The sequence below is a fragment of the Streptomyces silaceus genome, from assembly GCF_001419745.1.
GTDB classification, from domain to species: Bacteria; Actinomycetota; Actinomycetes; order Streptomycetales; family Streptomycetaceae; genus Streptomyces; species Streptomyces silaceus.
Genome location: NZ_LIRJ01000316.1, coordinates 1 through 15,108 on the forward strand (window position 1 = coordinate 1; position 15,108 = coordinate 15,108).

Genomic DNA, 15,108 nt, shown 5'->3' on the forward strand with positions numbered 1-15,108 from the left:
CAAGGTCGCCGTCCTCGACACCGGCGTCGACGCCGGACACCCCGACCTCAAGGGCCGCGTCACCGAGTCCAAGAGCTTCATCGCGGGCGAGGAGGTCGCCGACCGCAACGGCCACGGCACCCATGTCGCGTCCACCGTCGGCGGCAGCGGCGCCGCGTCGGACGGGAACAAGGAGAAGGGCGTCGCCCCCGGCGCCTCCCTCGCCGTCGGCAAGGTGCTCAGCGACGAGGGCTTCGGCAGCGAGTCGGAGATCATCGCGGGCATGGAGTGGGCGGCCAAGGACATCGACGCCAAGATCGTGTCCATGAGCCTCGGTTCACAGGAGGCCAGCGACGGCACCGACCCGATGGCCGCCGCCGTGAACTCCCTGTCCAAGGAGACCGGCGCCCTCTTCGTCGTCGCGGCCGGGAACACCGGCGCGCCCTCCTCGATCGGCTCGCCCGGCGCCGCCGACTCCGCGCTGACCATCGGCGCCGTCGACTCCGCCGACGAGGCCGCCTACTTCACCAGCCAGGGCCCGCGCGCCGGCGACCACGCCCTCAAGCCCGATCTGTCGGCGCCCGGCGTCGACATCCTCGCTGCCCGCTCCCGGCTCACCGGCGGCGACGGTTTCTACACGGAGATGAGCGGTACGTCGATGGCGACCCCGCACGTCGCCGGCGTCGCCGCCCTCCTCGCCGAGAAGCACCCCGACTGGCCGGGCGCCCGGATCAAGGACGCCCTGATGTCCGGGTCGAGGCAACTCGACGCCTCCGCCTATGCGTTGGGCGCCGGGCGGGTCAGCGTGCCCGACGTCCTCGACGCCGACGTCACCGCGACCGGCAGCCTCGACCTCGGCTTCTACGGCTGGCCGTACGACGACAACAAGCCCGTCGACAAGACCCTCACGTACACCAACTCCTCCGACAAGGCGGTCGAGTTGAGCCTCGCCGCGCAGGGCGGCGCCGAGGGGGTCGTCGCGCTCGCCGACACCACCCTCACCGTCCCGGCGCACGGCACCGCCTCCACCACCGTCACCGGCGACGGCGCGAAGGCGCCCGTCGGGAACACCAGCGGCGCCGTCGTCGCGAGCGCCGGCGGCAAGAAGGTCGCGCACACCGCGTTCGGCCTGGTCAAGGAGGAGGAGCGGTACACCCTCACCGTCCATGTGAAGGACCGAGACGGGGCCGCGTCACCGGCCGACCTCGTGGTGCAGCAGCTCGCCAAGGACACCGAGCCGTTCCCGGCCGCCGTGGGTGACTCCGGCACCCTGGAGCTGCGCATGAAGCCGGGCACGTACGCCCTCTCCACCTTCCTCGACGTGCGCGGGGCCAAGGGCAAGGACTCCCTCGGCCTCGGCTTCCTCACCGACCCGCAGATCACGCTCGACCGGGACCGCGAGATCACCCTCGACGGTCGGCAGTTGCGCGAGATCAGGGCAGACGTCGACCGGCGCACCGAGACCCGCCAGCTGCTCATGGAGTACGACAGGAAGGCCGGCGGCGCCGACATGATGGGCGCCGTCCAGGTGCCCGTGAAGTACGACAGCGTCTTCGCCGCGCCCACGAAGAAGGTCACCGAGGGCAGCTTCGAATACCGGACCGTGTGGCGGCTCGGCAAGCCGCTCGTGGACGTGAAGGGCCTCGGCGAGGCCGTCGCCCAGCCCGGCGGCACCATCGCCGAGGGGCGGCACGCGTGGGCGCTGGTGGACGCCGGTGACGGCACCCCGGCCGCGTACGCGGGCAAGGACGTGCGCGGCAAGGCCGTCGTCGTGCGCCGCACCGACGCCGTCACCCCGGCGCGGCTCGGCCAGGCCGCGCAGGACGCGGGCGCCGCCGCGCTGTTCGTGACGGACGATCAGCCCGGCCGTCTCAACGCGTGGTTCGGCACCGACGACAACGGCGACCGGCCCCTGCAGATCGCCACGGTCGACGCCGCCGACGGCGCGCGTCTTCTCGCGGCGGCGAAGGTGGGCAGGAAGGTCCAGAGCACCGGGACCCTCAACACCCCTTATGTGTACGACCTTTCCGAGGGTCACAAGGGGGCCGTGCCCAAGGACCTGACGTACGAGCCGGGCAAGCGTGAACTGGCCGTCCTCGACACCAGGTTCCACGCGGTCAAGCCCGCGCAGGGCGGCGAGTACCGCTACTCGATCACCGACGCGTTCCCCGTCGGCATCGGCTTCCAGGAGAAGATCGACTACCCGGTCGAGCGCACGGAGTACGTGTCCATGGGCGCGGGCCAGAAGTGGCACGAGTCCGTGTCCACCGGGCCCGGCGCCCTGGAGGAGCGCAGTGGCCTGGTCGCCTACCGGGGCGGCGAGCGGACCGGCCTCGACTGGTTCAAGCCGGTCCTGCACCCCTGGCTCGGCACCGGCCTCGGCTGGGGCCAGCAGCGCCGGGGCAACGACCTGGAGTTCAACGTGCCCGGCTGGGGCGACTCCGGACCCGACCACACCGGCTTCGGCGACGTGTGGAACGAGGAGTCGATGACGCAGACCAGCGAGGTCTTCGTCGACGGCGTGAGTGCCGACCGGCGCAAGAGCTCGGGCGTGTACGTGTGGGACGCGGATCCCGCCGAGCGGACGTACAAGGTCGTGACCGACACGACGCTCGACCCCGCGCGGTGGTCGCTGGCCACGAAGGGCCACGCCGAGTGGACCTTCCGGTCCAAGGAGACCCCCGCGGACAAGAAGACGTTCCTGCCGCTGCTGAACCTCGGCTTCGACGTCGACACGGACCTGTCCGGCGCGGTGCGGGCCGGGCGGAGCGTCGACGTCGGGATCTTCTCGGAGTACGTGAAGGGGGCGCCGGACACCGGGACGATCGGGGGCGGCGCGCTGTCCGTCTCGTACGACGAGGGGAAGACGTGGAAGACGGTCTCCCTGGACCGGGACGGGCGGAAGGCCGCCTGGCAGGGAGAGGTGAAGGTGCCCCGCGGGGCGAAGTCCGTGTCGCTGCGGGCCTCCGCGAAGGACGACCGGGGCGGGTCGGTGGTCCAGGAGGTCATTCGGGCGGTGGGAGTGAAGTAGCCCCGCGGGGCCTTCCCCGGTCCCACCTCTTCCGAGGGGTCCAGGGGGCGCCGCCCCCCCCGGACCCCGGCACGATGTCCTCCGTCGCCGGACGGGCCGGCCGCTGCCGCCCGTCCGGCGTCAGGCGCCGGGCAGCGCCCGCTTCATGATCTTGCCCATGTCGTTGCGCGGCAGCGCCTCCAGGTACCGCACCACCCGCGGCCGCTTGTGCGGCGCGAGCCGCGCCGCCACGTGGTCCGCCAGCTCATCGGCGGACGGCGGGGCGTCGGCCCGCGCCGGCACCACCCACGCCACGATCCGCTCGCCCAGGTCGGGGTCCGGCTCGCCGGTCACCGCGGCCTCCCGCACCCCCTCGTGTTCGAGGAGCGCGTTCTCGATCTCCCCCGCGCCGATCTTGTAGCCGCCGCTCTTGATGAGGTCGGTGGCCTTGCGGCCGACGATGCGTACGTATCCGTCGGCGTCCCGCACCGCCATGTCGCCGGTGCGGAACCAGCCGCCCGCCGCGAAGGCCTCCGCGGTCGCGTCCGGGCGGTTGAGGTACTCCGTGAAGAGGTTGGGGCCGCGCACCTGGATCTCGCCGACCGCCTCGGGGTCGTCCCCGGGGATCTCGCCGCCCGCCTCGTCGACCAGGCGCAGCTCGACGCCCGGCAGCGGCACGCCGACCGCGCCCGCGCGGGGCTCACCGTCCGCGCGGACGCTGGTGTTCATGAGCGTCTCCGTCATGCCGTACCGCTCGATGACGCGCCGTCCCGTGGCGGCCGCGATGCGCTCGTGGTCGTGGACCGGGAGCGCCGCCGAGCCGGAGACCAGGAGCCGCGCCCCGGTCAGCGCCTTCGCCAGCTCCGGTTCCTCGGGCAGGACTTCGGCGATGCGGTGGTACATGGTCGGGACCCCGAACAGCATCGTCGCCCCGGAGCCCAGCTCGCGCGCCACGCCCTCGGTGCTGAACCGCCCGAGGTGGCGCACGGAGCCGCCGCGCCGCAGCGGGCCGAGCGTGCCGAGGATCAGGCCGTGCACGTGGAAGAGCGGAAGGCCGTGCACGAGGACGTCGTCGCCGGTCCACTGCCAGGCGTCCTCCAGGGCGTCCAGCGTCGCGGCGATCGCGCGGCGCGGCACGACGGCGCCCTTGGGCGGTCCCGTGGTGCCCGAGGTGTAGACGATCAGGGCGGGCGACTCGGGGGCGTCGGGCTCGGTGACCGGTGCGGCGGGACCGCTCCCCGCGCCGTCTCCCGTAGGAGCCGACATGCCGTCCGCGTCGGCCCGCGCGTCGACGTCCAGGCGCTTCAGGTCGGCGAGCGCGGGCGGCAGTTCGACGCCCGGTGCCACGAGGATCAGGGACGGCGCGCTGTCCGTCACGATGTGCGTCAGCTCGCCCGCGCCCGACTTCGGGTTGAGCGGCACCGCGGGCACCCCGGCGAGCAGCGCGGCGACCACGCCGACGGCCGTCTCCAGGGAGGGCGTCGCCCACACGGCGACCCGGCCCGCGCCGCGCAGCCGCGACGCCAACGCGCCCGACGCCGCCGCGAGTTCGGGGTAGCTCAGCGAGCGGTCGCCGAACCGCAGGGCCTCGCCGCGGGTCTCCGTGTGCGCGGCGGCCAGGGCCGGGAACAGGGGATTCACGTCTCGTACTCCTCGTTGTCTGCTCGGGCTGTGCAGGGTGTGTGCAGTCTCTGCACCGGGGCGTAATGAGAGTGTTACGCCGTTGAAGGTGCGGTGTCACAGTGATCACTGAGGCTGAAGTGGCCGAATTGGCCCGGATTTCGGGGCCGTTCGGCGCTTTGTCAAACAGTCAATCAAACAGTCGATCAACGAGCCGATCCCTCAGGGGATCAACCGGACGATCCATCGGCCGATCACCCGATCACCCGCGACCACGTCAGCAAGCCGGTCCTCCCCCCACAATCCGAACAGGATGGGACCACCTTTCATGTCCGATGTACTGAGGCGTCCCGACGCCCGCCACAAGGTGCTCATACCGCACCAGTCCACCACCTCCGATCCGGCGCCGCCCGGCCGCCCCCACGTCCTCGCCGTGGGACCCCCGGGCCCCGGCCGCGAGCGGCTCACCCGGACCCTGCGCCTGACCGGCCACGAGGTCACGCACGCCGTCCCCGGAGAGGTCCGCCGCCTGGTCGGGCAGGCCACGCCCGACGCGATCGTGGCCCTCGACGACGGCCCCGACGGGCGCCGGCAGGGCCGCGACGTCATACGCGAGGTCCGCGCCGACCCGGCGGGCCAGGCCCTCCCGCTGGTCATGGTCACCGCGGCCCGCGCCCCCGCCACCGTCGCCGAACTCCTGCGGGACGGCGCCGACGACTGCGTGACGGAGGCGTCCGACCCGGACGAGCTGTCCGCCCGCATCGCGGCCAAGCTGCACCGGGTGCCCGTACCCGTCGAGCAGCTGCTCCTCGACCCGCGCACCGGTCTCTACTCGGCGCCGCACTTCATGGCCGAGCTCGACCGCGAACTCCAGAGGCCCGCGGGCGCCCGGCACGGCGGCGTCCTCGCCGTGGTCGGCGTCGCCGAGGCCGAGGCCCTGGAGAGCCGGCTCGGGCCGCGCGTGCGGCGCGAGGTCGCCGAGCGCCTCGCCCAGGTCGGCGAGCGCCTGGGCAACGTGTGCGACCGCCTCGGCTGGGACGACGAGGGACGCCTGCTCGTCCTGATGCCCGGCGTCGACGAGGAGACGGCCACCGAGAGCCTGCGGGAGTTCGCCGCGTCCGTGGCCGGCACGCGGTTCGTCGTCGCGGACGAGAACGTCCGGCTCACCCCCGCCGTCGGCTGGACCCCGCTGCCCGCCCGCGCCGGCCGGGGCACGAGCGCCCAGGCCGCCGAACAGGCGCGGGACGCCGCCGAGGAGGCCCTGCGCCACCGCGACCTGCGGCCCGTGCGCTACGAACCGTGGATGCGGACCGCCGCCGCGCACGGCCACCGGCGCGCCCGGCCCGGCCCGCGCGCCCTGCTGTCCGCGGCGACCCCGCTGCTCTCGCCCGTCCTGATGCTGCTGCTCGGCGTGGGCGTGCCGTTCCTGCTCTACCAGCAGGCCTACGAGGCGGGCTGGGACGCGGCGGCCGTCGCGTACTGGGTGGTGGTCGCTGGCCTGGTGACGTCCGCCCTGCTCATCGTCCTGGAGTGCCTCTTCTCGCTCGACGCGAAGACCCGCCCGGCCGCCCCGGGCCAGCCCTACCCGACGGCGAGCGCGGTCATCGCCGCGTACCTGCCGAACGAGGCCGCGACGATCGTCGACACCGTCGAGTCGTTCCTGCGCCTCGACTACCCCGGCGAGCTGGAGATCGTCCTCGCCTACAACACCCCGCACCCGCTGCCCGTCGAGCAGACGCTGCGGGAGATCGCGGCGCGCGACCCGCGCCTGGTGCTCCTGGAGGTCGCGGGCAGCACGTCCAAGGCGCAGAACCTCAACGCGGCGGTGACGCGGGTGCGCGGTGAGTTCGTCGGCATCTTCGACGCCGACCACCACCCGGCCCCCGACGCCTTCCGGCACGCCTGGGACTGGCTGTCCAACGGCTACGACGTGGTGCAGGGCCACTGCGTCATCCGCAACGGCGAGAGCTCCTGGGTCGCCCGGCTGGTGGCCGTCGAGTTCGAGGCGATCTACGCGGTCAGCCACCCGGGCCGCACCCGCCTGTACGGCTTCGGGGTGTTCGGCGGCTCCAACGGCTTCTGGCGCACCGACCTGCTCGCCCGCACCCGCATGCACGGCTCGATGCTGACCGAGGACATCGACTCCACGATGCGCGCCCTGAACGAGGGCGCCCGCATCGCCATGGACCGCACCCTCATCTCCCGCGAACTCGCCCCCACGCTCCTGAAGCCCCTGTGGAACCAGCGCTCCCGCTGGGCCCAGGGCTGGCTGCAGGTCTCCCTCAAGCACCTGTGGCGCGTCCTGCGCTCGCCCGTCTTCACGCGCCGGCAGAAGACCGGCCTGTTCGTGCTGCTCGGCTGGCGCGAGGTCCAGCCGTGGCTCACCCTGCAGATCCTGCCGATCCTGGCGCACGCCGCGTGGCGTGCGGGCGGCGCCGACCGGCTCGACTGGGCGGTGCCCGTCTGCCTCGTCGCGGCGGCCGTCACGCTCTCGGCGGGCCTCGTGCAGGCGGCGTTCGCCTGGCGGCTCGCGGTGCCCGAACTGCGCGTGCGCAAGGGCTGGTTCTGGCGCTATCTGCTCGTGTCGACGTTCTTCTACACGCACTTCAAGAACATGGTGGCGCGTGCCGCGCACCTGAAGGAGGCACTCGGCGACCGGCAGTGGCGGGTCACCCCGCGCGCCGTCGCGGCCGGCGCCGCCACGTCCGGTGCCACGGGGAGGGACGCGTGACCTCGCCCGTCGCTCCCGAGACGCCCGCTCCGGCCGGGACACCGGCCCGCAAGGAGGCCTCGCCCCGCGGCCGTGCCCTCGAACTCCAGGGCCTGCGCGGCCTCGCCGCGCTCAGCACGGTCGTCTTCCACGTCTGGCAGCAGTACTGCACCTACGACGCGGCGGGCTCGCACCCACCGGTCGACAACCCCTACGTCGGGGCGCTGATCTCCCTCGAAGTGATCGACCTGTTCTTCGTGATGTCGGCGTACCTGCTCACGCTGTCGTACGCGCGCGCCGCCCTCGACGGCGAGGAGGGCGGGGTCAGGCCGGGGAAGGTGTTCCTCTTCCGGCGGGCGGTCCGCATCCTGCCGCTGTACTTCCTCGCGGTCGTGGTCGTCTGGTCGACGCGCAACCCGACGCTGCCGGGGGACTGGCGCGACCTGGTCGAACACCTCACGTTCACGCACGTCTTCGACCGCGAGCGGATCTTCTACACCCTGGGCCCGACCTGGTCGCTCTCCCTGGAGGTCGCCTTCTACCTGGTGCTCGTGGCGCTCGGGCCGCTCGCGGTGCGGGCCTGCCGCGGGCTGCGCACCCGCCGGGCCCGGATCGCGCTGTGCGCCGCGGGCTGCGCGGCGCTCTTCGCGCTGCCGCTGGCGTGGATCGCGTACGCGCACTACGCCCTCGGCGTGCCGCACACCGACTGGCCCGTCTACTTCGGTCCGCAGGCCCGCTTCGGCGGCTTCGCGGCCGGCATGGGCCTCGCGGTGCTCACCACGGCGCTGGGCGAGACCCGGGGGCGGCTGCGGGGCCGCTGGGCGAGCGCGCTGTCGGCGGCGGCGCTGGCCGGGCTGCTCGCCCTGTCCTGGTCCTCCGACCCGGAGAACTTCGCCCAGACCTTCTACCACCCGATCGCCTCCGTGCTGTGGTTCGCTCTCCTTTACGCGACGCTGCGCATCCGGCACGGGGAGCGTCAACGCGTGCGCTGGCACGGCCTGTTGCGGGCCCGCTGGGCGACCGCCGTGGGGCTGGTCAGCTACAGCCTCTACATCTGGCACGAGCCGGTGATGCTGCGACTGGACACGTCGGGGCTGCTGCCGTCGGCGCAGGCGGGCTTCCCGGTCGCGGTGCTCGTCGTGCTCCTGGTGGCGCTCGCGGTCGGCACGGTGAGCTACTGGTGCGTCGAGTACCCGGCGGGCCTGCTCGGCCGGACCCGGGACGGCAGGGGCCGTGCACGGGACTTCTACCCGGAGCGCCAGGAGGCCGTCGCGACCCGCTGAGACGCGGCCGCGACGGGCCACCACGCGGCGACGCCGCCTCCCCGTGGGACGAGGGGAGGCGGCGCCGCTGCGGACTGCGGGTGACGTCAGATGAGCCAGCCCAGGAAGTGGGCGAGACCGGCGACGACGTCAGTGATGATGTTCATGGTGGTGCTTCTCCTTGTGGGACTTTCAGGAAGGCCGGTCCCCTGGATCTACGCGTCCGGAGGCCGGCATCCCGGCCCCGTATGGGACATGGACCGGGAGCGCAGTCACGGTCTGCAGCCCGTCGCTTGCGCACCGTAAGCATCGTCAATCACGAGGGCCCCGCGCAATTCCTCCGGCGACGATCACCTGTTCCAGGGAACAACTGCCCAGTCGTTCGCATTGGTTGTTCGCATCGCGGGTTTCCCGTCGTACGCCGACCGGCTGCCCGGCCGTCCCTCAGTACGTCACCAGCACTCCCACGTACGAGACCCCCGCGATCACGCCCCACGCCACCAGGCCGAGCGCCGCGATCCGGCCGCCCGTGCGGGTCAGGGACGGCAGGTCGACCGCGCTGCCGAGGCCGAACAGGGCGGCGGCCAGCAGGAGTTCCTGTGCGGTCTGCGCGGTGTCGAGGGCGGCGCCCGGCAGCCATCCGGTGGTGCGCAGGGCGACCATGGCGAGGAATCCGAGGACGAACAGCGGGACGAGGGGCGGACGTTTGGCGCTCCGGTCCTTCGCCTGCCCCTCGCCGGTGCTCGACCGCACCCGCGCCCTGACCGACAGGGCCACCGCCGCGACCAGCGGCGCCAGGAGCGCCACCCGCATCAGCTTGACCAGCACCGCGTCGCCCAGCGCCCCGGCACCCGCGGTCTGCGCGGTCGCCACGACCTGCCCCACGTCGTGCACGCTCGCCCCGACCCAGCGCCCGAACTCCGCGTCGCTCAGCCCCAACGGGTGCTGGAGCAGCGGCAGTACGGCGATGGCGAGGGTGCCGCACAGCGTGACCAGGGCCACCGACGTCGCCGTGTCCCGTTCGTCGCTCTCGGACACCTCGCTGACCGCGCCGATCGCGGACGCGCCGCAGATCGAGTAGCCGGTGGCGACCAGCAGCGGCTGATCGCCCGGCAGCCCCATGCGGCGACCCAGCCACCAGGTCCCGAAGAAGGTGACCGCGACCACGCCGAGCACCATCGCGACCGACGCCCAGCCGAGCCCCAGCACGTCGTCCAGACCGAGCTTCAGGCCGAGCAGCACCACGCCGACGCGCATCAGCCGCTTCCCGGCGAACGTCAGGCCCGCCTTGCCGGTCCCGCGGACGAACGCGCGCGCGGCGCCCGGCAGATGGGCCGCGGCGATGCCGAGCACCACGGCGGCGGTGAGCATCGGGACGCCGGGCACGAGCCGGTGCACGCACCAGGCGAGGCCGACGCCCGCGGCGGCGAGCGCGAGACCCGGCAGCTTCCCCGGGGCGCGCAGCCGGGCCGGGACCGAAGCGGGCGGACGCGTACGGGACTTGGCGCGCTCTCCGAGCAGTGCCATTACCGGTCGGCCGGCAGGTCGTACACGCGGCGCACGCTGCTGCCCAGGCGGGCTATGTCCGCGCCGTAGACGTGGATCGATATCGCGAGGGTGCCGCAGGCGTTCCACACCCGGTGGATGTCGCCGGGCGGCGCGAAACCGCAGACCGAGCCCTGCGGGTTGACCACGTCGTCCGTGGCGACCAGGCGGGCCGCGCCGCCGTTCTGCGCGGCGGGCACCAGGCGGTAGCGGCGCTCCTGCTCCTCGCCCTCGTGCACGCCCGTCACGCACCACGACACGTGGTCGTGGACGGACGTCCGCTGGCCCGGCAGCCAGACCAGCGCCACGATCGAGAAGCTGCCGTCGTGCTCGGCGTGCAGCACGTGCTGGCGGTAGCGCTCGGGGTCGCCCTCGCGCTGTTCGTCGGTGAGCAGGTCGGCGGCGCCGAGGTGGGGCGCGAGCCGCTCCCCGACCAGGTACGCGGTCAGGTCGGGAGGCAGGCCGCGCCCGACGGCCTCGCGCACGTCGGCGACGAGGGTGTCGAGGCGTTCTGTGGTCCGGGCGGCCCGGTACGCGGTCGGAGTGCTCATACCCGGCAGCGTCGCGCCGCCGATCCATCACGTCCAACGACAGTTCTTTGGCGTACCCGAAACTTCTGCTTATGGAACGCGAGAGGGTGCGGGGAGGTGAGGGGGCGGGGCGGTCAGCAGCCGACGCGGTTGGCGGCCACGGTCCTCAGTTCGTCGAGGACCAGCGCGGTGGCCGGAATGCGCAGATGGTCCTTGAGGACGTACGCGGACACCTGGCGCCGGGAGGCCGGATCCAGGGCGCGGCCCGTCACCTTGCGGTGGCACAGGAAGTTCAGGACGAGCCCCGGCATCATCGCGACGCCGAGCCCCTCGGCGACCAGACTCTGCACCACGAGGTTGTCGTCGGTGGTGAAGGCGATGTCCGGCGCGAAGCCCAACTCGGCGCACTCGTGCAGGAAGTTGGCGCGGCAGCGCGGGCAGCCCGCTATCCATCGCTCCTCCGCCAGCTCCGCCAGCTTGACCGAACGGCGGCGCGCCATGGGGTGCCCGGAGGGCATCAGGACGGTCAGCTGGTCCTCCATGAGCGGGATCTCCACCAGCTCGTCCGGGACCTCTTCGTGCAGGCCGGGATAGGTGAACGCCAGCGTGATGTCGCACTCGCCGCGCACCACGCGGCGCAGCGACTCGGGCGGCTCGTCCTCCAGGAGCTCCACGCGCACCCCCGGATGGCCCGAGGCGAGCCGGGCCAGGGCCTCGGGGATGAGGGTGGCGTTGGCGCTGGGGAACGCGCACAGCCGCACCCGGCCCGAGCGCAGCCGCGTGATCGCGTTCATCTGCTGCTGGGCGGCGGAGATGTCGTCCAGGATGATCCCCGCGTGCCGCGACAGCGCCTCGCCCGCCTCCGTCAGCTGCATGCGGCGGCCGACGCGGGTGAACAGCGGGGTGCCGACGGACCGTTCGAGGGCCTTCATCTGCTGGGTGATCGCGGGCTGCGTATAGCCGAGGGACCGGGCGGCCGCCGAGTAGGACCCGGCCCTGACCACCTCGTGGAACGTCCTGATGTGCCGTGAATCGAACACCGCTGAATCATAAGCGGATGTTGGGACGACGGAACAAGGGTGGCGGTCCCGCTTCTGTCCGGACCGGCGGCCGGGTCCGCTCAGGGTGACGCCTCCGGGGGCCACTCCTTGAGGGAGAGGACGAGCTGTCCGCGCTCCGGGTCGACGAGCAGCACCCGGGCGGTGACCTCCTGGCCCGCCCGCAGCGCGTCCTCGGGGTGGTCGAGGCGCCCGTCGGTGATCTCCGGGAGGCGTACGAGGCCCCGCGTGCCGCCCACGTCGACGAACGCCCCGAAAGGGGCGAGCGCGGTCACGGTGCCCCGGCAGACGTCGCCCCGGGCCGGTCCGGCCAGGGTGGGTTCCGGGCCGTCGTCGGCGGGGAGGTGCGGCAGGTCGAACGGGCGGATCATGGGGTGAAGGATGCCAGGGCCTTGTCGAAGTGGCGTTTGCCCGTGGTCTGGCGGGCCCCGTGCTTGCCATGCGCCGCATCATACGAACTCCCTTGACCAGCGACGAAGTTGGGCCGTGCGAGGTCACGGGGGCCTGTCGGATCCGGGGGGAGTGTGAGGGGAGTGTGAACAGCGCGCGACCGCACCGGAGTTGCCTCCGCACGCCGGTCACATCCCGTGCTTGATCCACTACTTTGGGTGACTCCAGCGGGGTGCGGCGGGAGCGGCCCGCGCGGTGGAGGGGATCACACATGAGGCGACCACGCACGACCACGGCACGCAGGGCCAAGGAAGGCGCCGGCAGGACGGCCGGGGTGCTCGGCGCGCTCGCGGCGGCCGCCGCGCTCACGCTCTCCCTGTCGGGTTCGGCGTACGCGGCGGAGGGGCTCCTCGTCGTCAACGGCCAGGCGTACGAGAACCCGAGCGGCTGCTACGCGGTCGACTGGTTCCCGACCACGGTGGCCAACCACACCGACGCCATCGCCGAGGTCCACTCGGGCCCGGACTGCACGGGTCCGGTCGAATGGCTCGTGTACCCCGGCGAGACGTATGGGACGGAGACCGCGCAGAGCGTCTTCGTGCTGTGAGGCGCGCCGGGGCCGGTTGTTAGCCTGCGGGGGCCGGGCCGCGTACGCACCAAGCCGCGTACGACGGCGGCGGCGTACGAGGAGGAGTTCCCGTGGCAGGTCCCCGCATAGCCCTGGTCACCCGTCGGCCCGCCCCCGGGCATGACCGCGATCTGCCGGTCCTCGCGCGGGCCGTCGACGCCGCGGGAGCCGAGGCCCGCGTCGTCGGATGGGACGACCCGGACGTCGACTGGTCCGGGTTCGACCTCGCGGTGATCCGGTCGACGTGGGACTACAGCTGGCGCCCCGGCGAGTACGTGGCGTGGGCCGAGCGATGCGCCCGGCTCACGCGGCTCGCCAACCCCGTGGACGTCGTGCGGTGGAACACCGACAAGCGCTACCTGGGCGAGCTGGCGCGGGCGGGCGTGCCCGTCGTGCCCACGCGCTACACCGCACCCGGCGAGAGCGTCCGGTTCCTCGAGGGCGGCGACGGGGACGGCGACGGGGAGTTCGTCGTCAAGCCGACCTCCGGGGCCGGAGCGCGCTACGCCGCCCGCTACCGCGCGGACGAGCGGGACGCCGCGCTGGCGCACATCGCCCGCATGCACGCGGAGGGCTTCACCGCCATGGTGCAGCCCTACATGCGCTCCATCGACACCACCGGCGAGCGCGCCCTCGTCCACATCGGCGGACAGTTCCTGCACGCCGCCCAGAAGGGCGCGGTGCTCGCCTCCGGCACCGCCTACGACGCCGACAAGGTCGCCCACCCCGACCTGCGTCCCTGGCGGCCCACCGACGCCGAACTGTCCGTCGCCGAGCGCGCGTTGGCCGCCGTGCCGGGATCGCCCGACCTGCTGTACGCGCGCGTGGACCTGGTCGACGGCGACGACGGCGAGCCCCGCGTGATGGAGCTCGAACTCGTCGAGCCGAACCTCTTCCTCGGCGTGCACCCCGGCTCCGCCACCCATGTCGCCGAGCAGATCGTGAAGGCCGCGCGGTAGCCGCCGGGGCACCGGCCTCAGCCGTCGAGCACCGCCACCCGCTGCAGCAGCCCCCACGTGAACTCCGCCACGCAGCGCCGCCGCACCCCGCCCGCGTCCGGCGCCGTGAACGCCAGCTGCCAGCGCGTCGGCGCCGTCCCCTCCATGGGCCGGGCCGGGGCGAACGCCCGCGCCGCCTCGTCGACCGTGCACGACCACGGCGTCAGGTCCTCCAGGAGCCGCAGCGCGGGCCCCGGCGCGCCCGGCGCCCGCACCAGCCACTCGTTCCACACCGCGCCGTTCGGCGCGAGGAGCACCTCGAAGCGGAGGTCCGGCCAGAGCGGCACCGGCCACAGCAGCGCCTCGCACTCCAGGTCGCCGACCGGGCGGCGCACGGACGCCTCGGGCACGCCGAGGACCGAGCGGTAGCGGGCGGCGGCGCCCCGCGACCTCGGCGCGCGGGTCATCGCCTGCCAGCGCCGGTTGGCCTCGCGCATCTCCGCGATGGAGACGCCCAGTTCATGACGGGCGTCCTCGACCAGGTCGGCGTTGTGGTCGGCCATCCGGCGCAGCAGGACGAGCTGGAAGTCCAGCGCGGTGAACGGGGCGGAGCCGTGGGAGGAGCTAGCGGGCATGCACCCCATCGTCGCGCACCGCGCGCGCTCCCGGGCGGCGCCCGTCGGGAAGGAACAGCACCGAGTTCACGTAGCGCGGCCGCCGCGGCGTGAGGACCCGGCGCAGCAGCCCCTGCGACACCACGTACGACGTGTCCGCCTGGTGCGCCTCCAGGTCGAAGCCGGCCAGCGGCAGCCACGTGTCGTGCGGCAGTACCCAGCCCCGGTAGCCGTGGTGGGCGGTGAGCAGCTCCACGATCGGGGCGATCGGCTGGATGCGGGACTCCAGCTCGATGAAGATCGCCGGGCGGTCGCGGGCGATCAGGGCGTGCGCGCCGCGCAGCACCGGCAGCTCGTTGCCGTCCACGTCGATCTTGACGAAGTCGACGTTCCGCAGGCCGAGTCCGTCCAGCGTCAGACACGGCACGTCGACGGCGGTGGCGTGGATGTCGCGGCGGATCAGCGAGGACACGCCCCGCTCGCCGCGGTCACCGGGCGGCAGCCAGAGCCGGGCCGTGCCCGGCCGGTCGGTGGCCGCGGCCTGGATCACCCGGACGTTGCGGGGGGTGCTCGCGGCGAGCAGCCGCGCCAGGTGCGGCACCGGCTCGACGGTCACCACGCGGTCCGCCCGCGCGGCGAGCCGGCGCGACCAGGGGCCGTACCAGCCGCCGACGTCCACGGCGGTGCCGCAGCCCGGCGGACACAGGTCGCCGAGCCGGGCCAGCTCCGGCTCGAAGCGGGGGTAGACCAGCCGGGCCAGGGAGGCGATCAGCCGGTCGGGGACGAAGGGGGCCACACGGGCGGCGAGAGTCATACGCGCCCCC

General features: G+C 73.5%; 12 protein-coding genes. 5 read left to right on the top strand and 7 right to left on the bottom strand.

From position 1 onward, the window contains the following. The coding region (locus AOK22_RS26935; protein WP_055701308.1) for a S8 family serine peptidase at window positions 1-3,010 on the top strand (3,010 nt) is incomplete at its 5' end. A gap of 120 nt (window positions 3,011-3,130) precedes the next feature. Here the strand turns inward: AOK22_RS26935 and AOK22_RS26940 are convergent. After that, a complete protein-coding gene (locus tag AOK22_RS26940; RefSeq protein ID WP_055701309.1) occupies window positions 3,131-4,630 on the bottom strand; it encodes an acyl-CoA synthetase in 1,500 nt (499 codons plus the stop codon). 307 nt (window positions 4,631-4,937) lie between these two features. Here AOK22_RS26940 and AOK22_RS26945 point away from each other — a divergent pair, with 307 nt between their 5' ends. Beyond that, window positions 4,938-7,340 (top strand): glycosyltransferase, encoded by a 2,403-nt coding sequence (locus AOK22_RS26945; RefSeq protein ID WP_244165027.1) that lies wholly within the window; start codon window positions 4,938-4,940, stop codon window positions 7,338-7,340. Continuing rightward, window positions 7,337-8,602 carry an acyltransferase family protein gene (locus tag AOK22_RS26950; RefSeq protein WP_063795339.1) on the top strand — a complete coding sequence of 422 codons (1,266 nt, stop codon included), beginning with the start codon at window positions 7,337-7,339 and terminating at the stop codon, window positions 8,600-8,602. Before AOK22_RS26945 ends, AOK22_RS26950 begins: the two co-directional genes overlap by 4 nt. A 423-nt stretch (window positions 8,603-9,025) precedes the next feature. On the opposite strand, the gene AOK22_RS26955 is transcribed toward AOK22_RS26950, so the two are convergent. The 4 genes from AOK22_RS26955 to AOK22_RS26970 form a co-directional block, all read right to left on the bottom strand. Next, complete coding sequence (locus AOK22_RS26955) at window positions 9,026-10,108, bottom strand: YeiH family protein (protein WP_055701311.1); 1,083 nt, start codon at window positions 10,106-10,108, stop codon at window positions 9,026-9,028. Then, entirely contained in the window at window positions 10,108-10,677 is a 570-nt protein-coding gene (locus AOK22_RS26960) for a cysteine dioxygenase family protein (protein ID WP_055701312.1), read from the bottom strand. The genes AOK22_RS26955 and AOK22_RS26960 overlap by 1 nt, the downstream gene beginning before the upstream one ends. Before the next feature lie 113 nt (window positions 10,678-10,790). Beyond that, on the bottom strand, window positions 10,791-11,696 hold the full coding sequence (locus tag AOK22_RS26965; protein WP_055701313.1) for a LysR family transcriptional regulator: 906 nt from the start codon (window positions 11,694-11,696) through the stop codon (window positions 10,791-10,793). An 80-nt stretch (window positions 11,697-11,776) separates the two neighbouring features. Next, on the bottom strand, window positions 11,777-12,085 hold the full coding sequence (locus tag AOK22_RS26970; protein WP_055701314.1) for a S1 RNA-binding domain-containing protein: 309 nt from the start codon (window positions 12,083-12,085) through the stop codon (window positions 11,777-11,779). Between the two features lie 290 nt (window positions 12,086-12,375). On the opposite strand from AOK22_RS26970, the gene AOK22_RS26975 reads away from it, so the two are divergent. Together AOK22_RS26975 and AOK22_RS26980 are read left to right on the top strand one after the other, a co-directional pair. Further along, window positions 12,376-12,711, top strand: coding sequence for a hypothetical protein (locus AOK22_RS26975; protein WP_157872297.1), 336 nt, complete (start codon window positions 12,376-12,378; stop codon window positions 12,709-12,711). 92 nt (window positions 12,712-12,803) lie between these two features. Continuing rightward, window positions 12,804-13,691 carry an ATP-grasp domain-containing protein gene (locus tag AOK22_RS26980; protein WP_055701316.1) on the top strand — a complete coding sequence of 296 codons (888 nt, stop codon included), beginning with the start codon at window positions 12,804-12,806 and terminating at the stop codon, window positions 13,689-13,691. 17 nt (window positions 13,692-13,708) lie between these two features. On the opposite strand, the gene AOK22_RS26985 is transcribed toward AOK22_RS26980, so the two are convergent. Beyond that, on the bottom strand, window positions 13,709-14,314 hold the full coding sequence (locus tag AOK22_RS26985) for a hypothetical protein (RefSeq protein WP_055701317.1): 606 nt from the start codon (window positions 14,312-14,314) through the stop codon (window positions 13,709-13,711). Further along, window positions 14,295-15,098, bottom strand: a complete 804-nt coding sequence (locus AOK22_RS26990; RefSeq protein WP_055701318.1) for an FkbM family methyltransferase — start codon at window positions 15,096-15,098, stop codon at window positions 14,295-14,297. Before AOK22_RS26990 ends, AOK22_RS26985 begins: the two co-directional genes overlap by 20 nt. Window positions 15,099-15,108: the final 10 nt, after the last annotated feature.

Coding starts and splice junctions, on each gene's coding strand:
- AOK22_RS26945 (WP_244165027.1), top strand. CDS start 4,938: ATGTCCGATGTACTGAGGCGTCCCGACGCCCGCCACAAGGTGCTCATA.
- AOK22_RS26955 (WP_055701311.1), bottom strand. CDS start 10,108: ATGGCACTGCTCGGAGAGCGCGCCAAGTCCCGTACGCGTCCGCCCGCT.
- AOK22_RS26960 (WP_055701312.1), bottom strand. CDS start 10,677: ATGAGCACTCCGACCGCGTACCGGGCCGCCCGGACCACAGAACGCCTC.
- AOK22_RS26970 (WP_055701314.1), bottom strand. CDS start 12,085: ATGATCCGCCCGTTCGACCTGCCGCACCTCCCCGCCGACGACGGCCCG.
- AOK22_RS26975 (WP_157872297.1), top strand. CDS start 12,376: ATGAGGCGACCACGCACGACCACGGCACGCAGGGCCAAGGAAGGCGCC.
- AOK22_RS26985 (WP_055701317.1), bottom strand. CDS start 14,314: ATGGGGTGCATGCCCGCTAGCTCCTCCCACGGCTCCGCCCCGTTCACC.
- AOK22_RS26990 (WP_055701318.1), bottom strand. CDS start 15,098: ATGACTCTCGCCGCCCGTGTGGCCCCCTTCGTCCCCGACCGGCTGATC.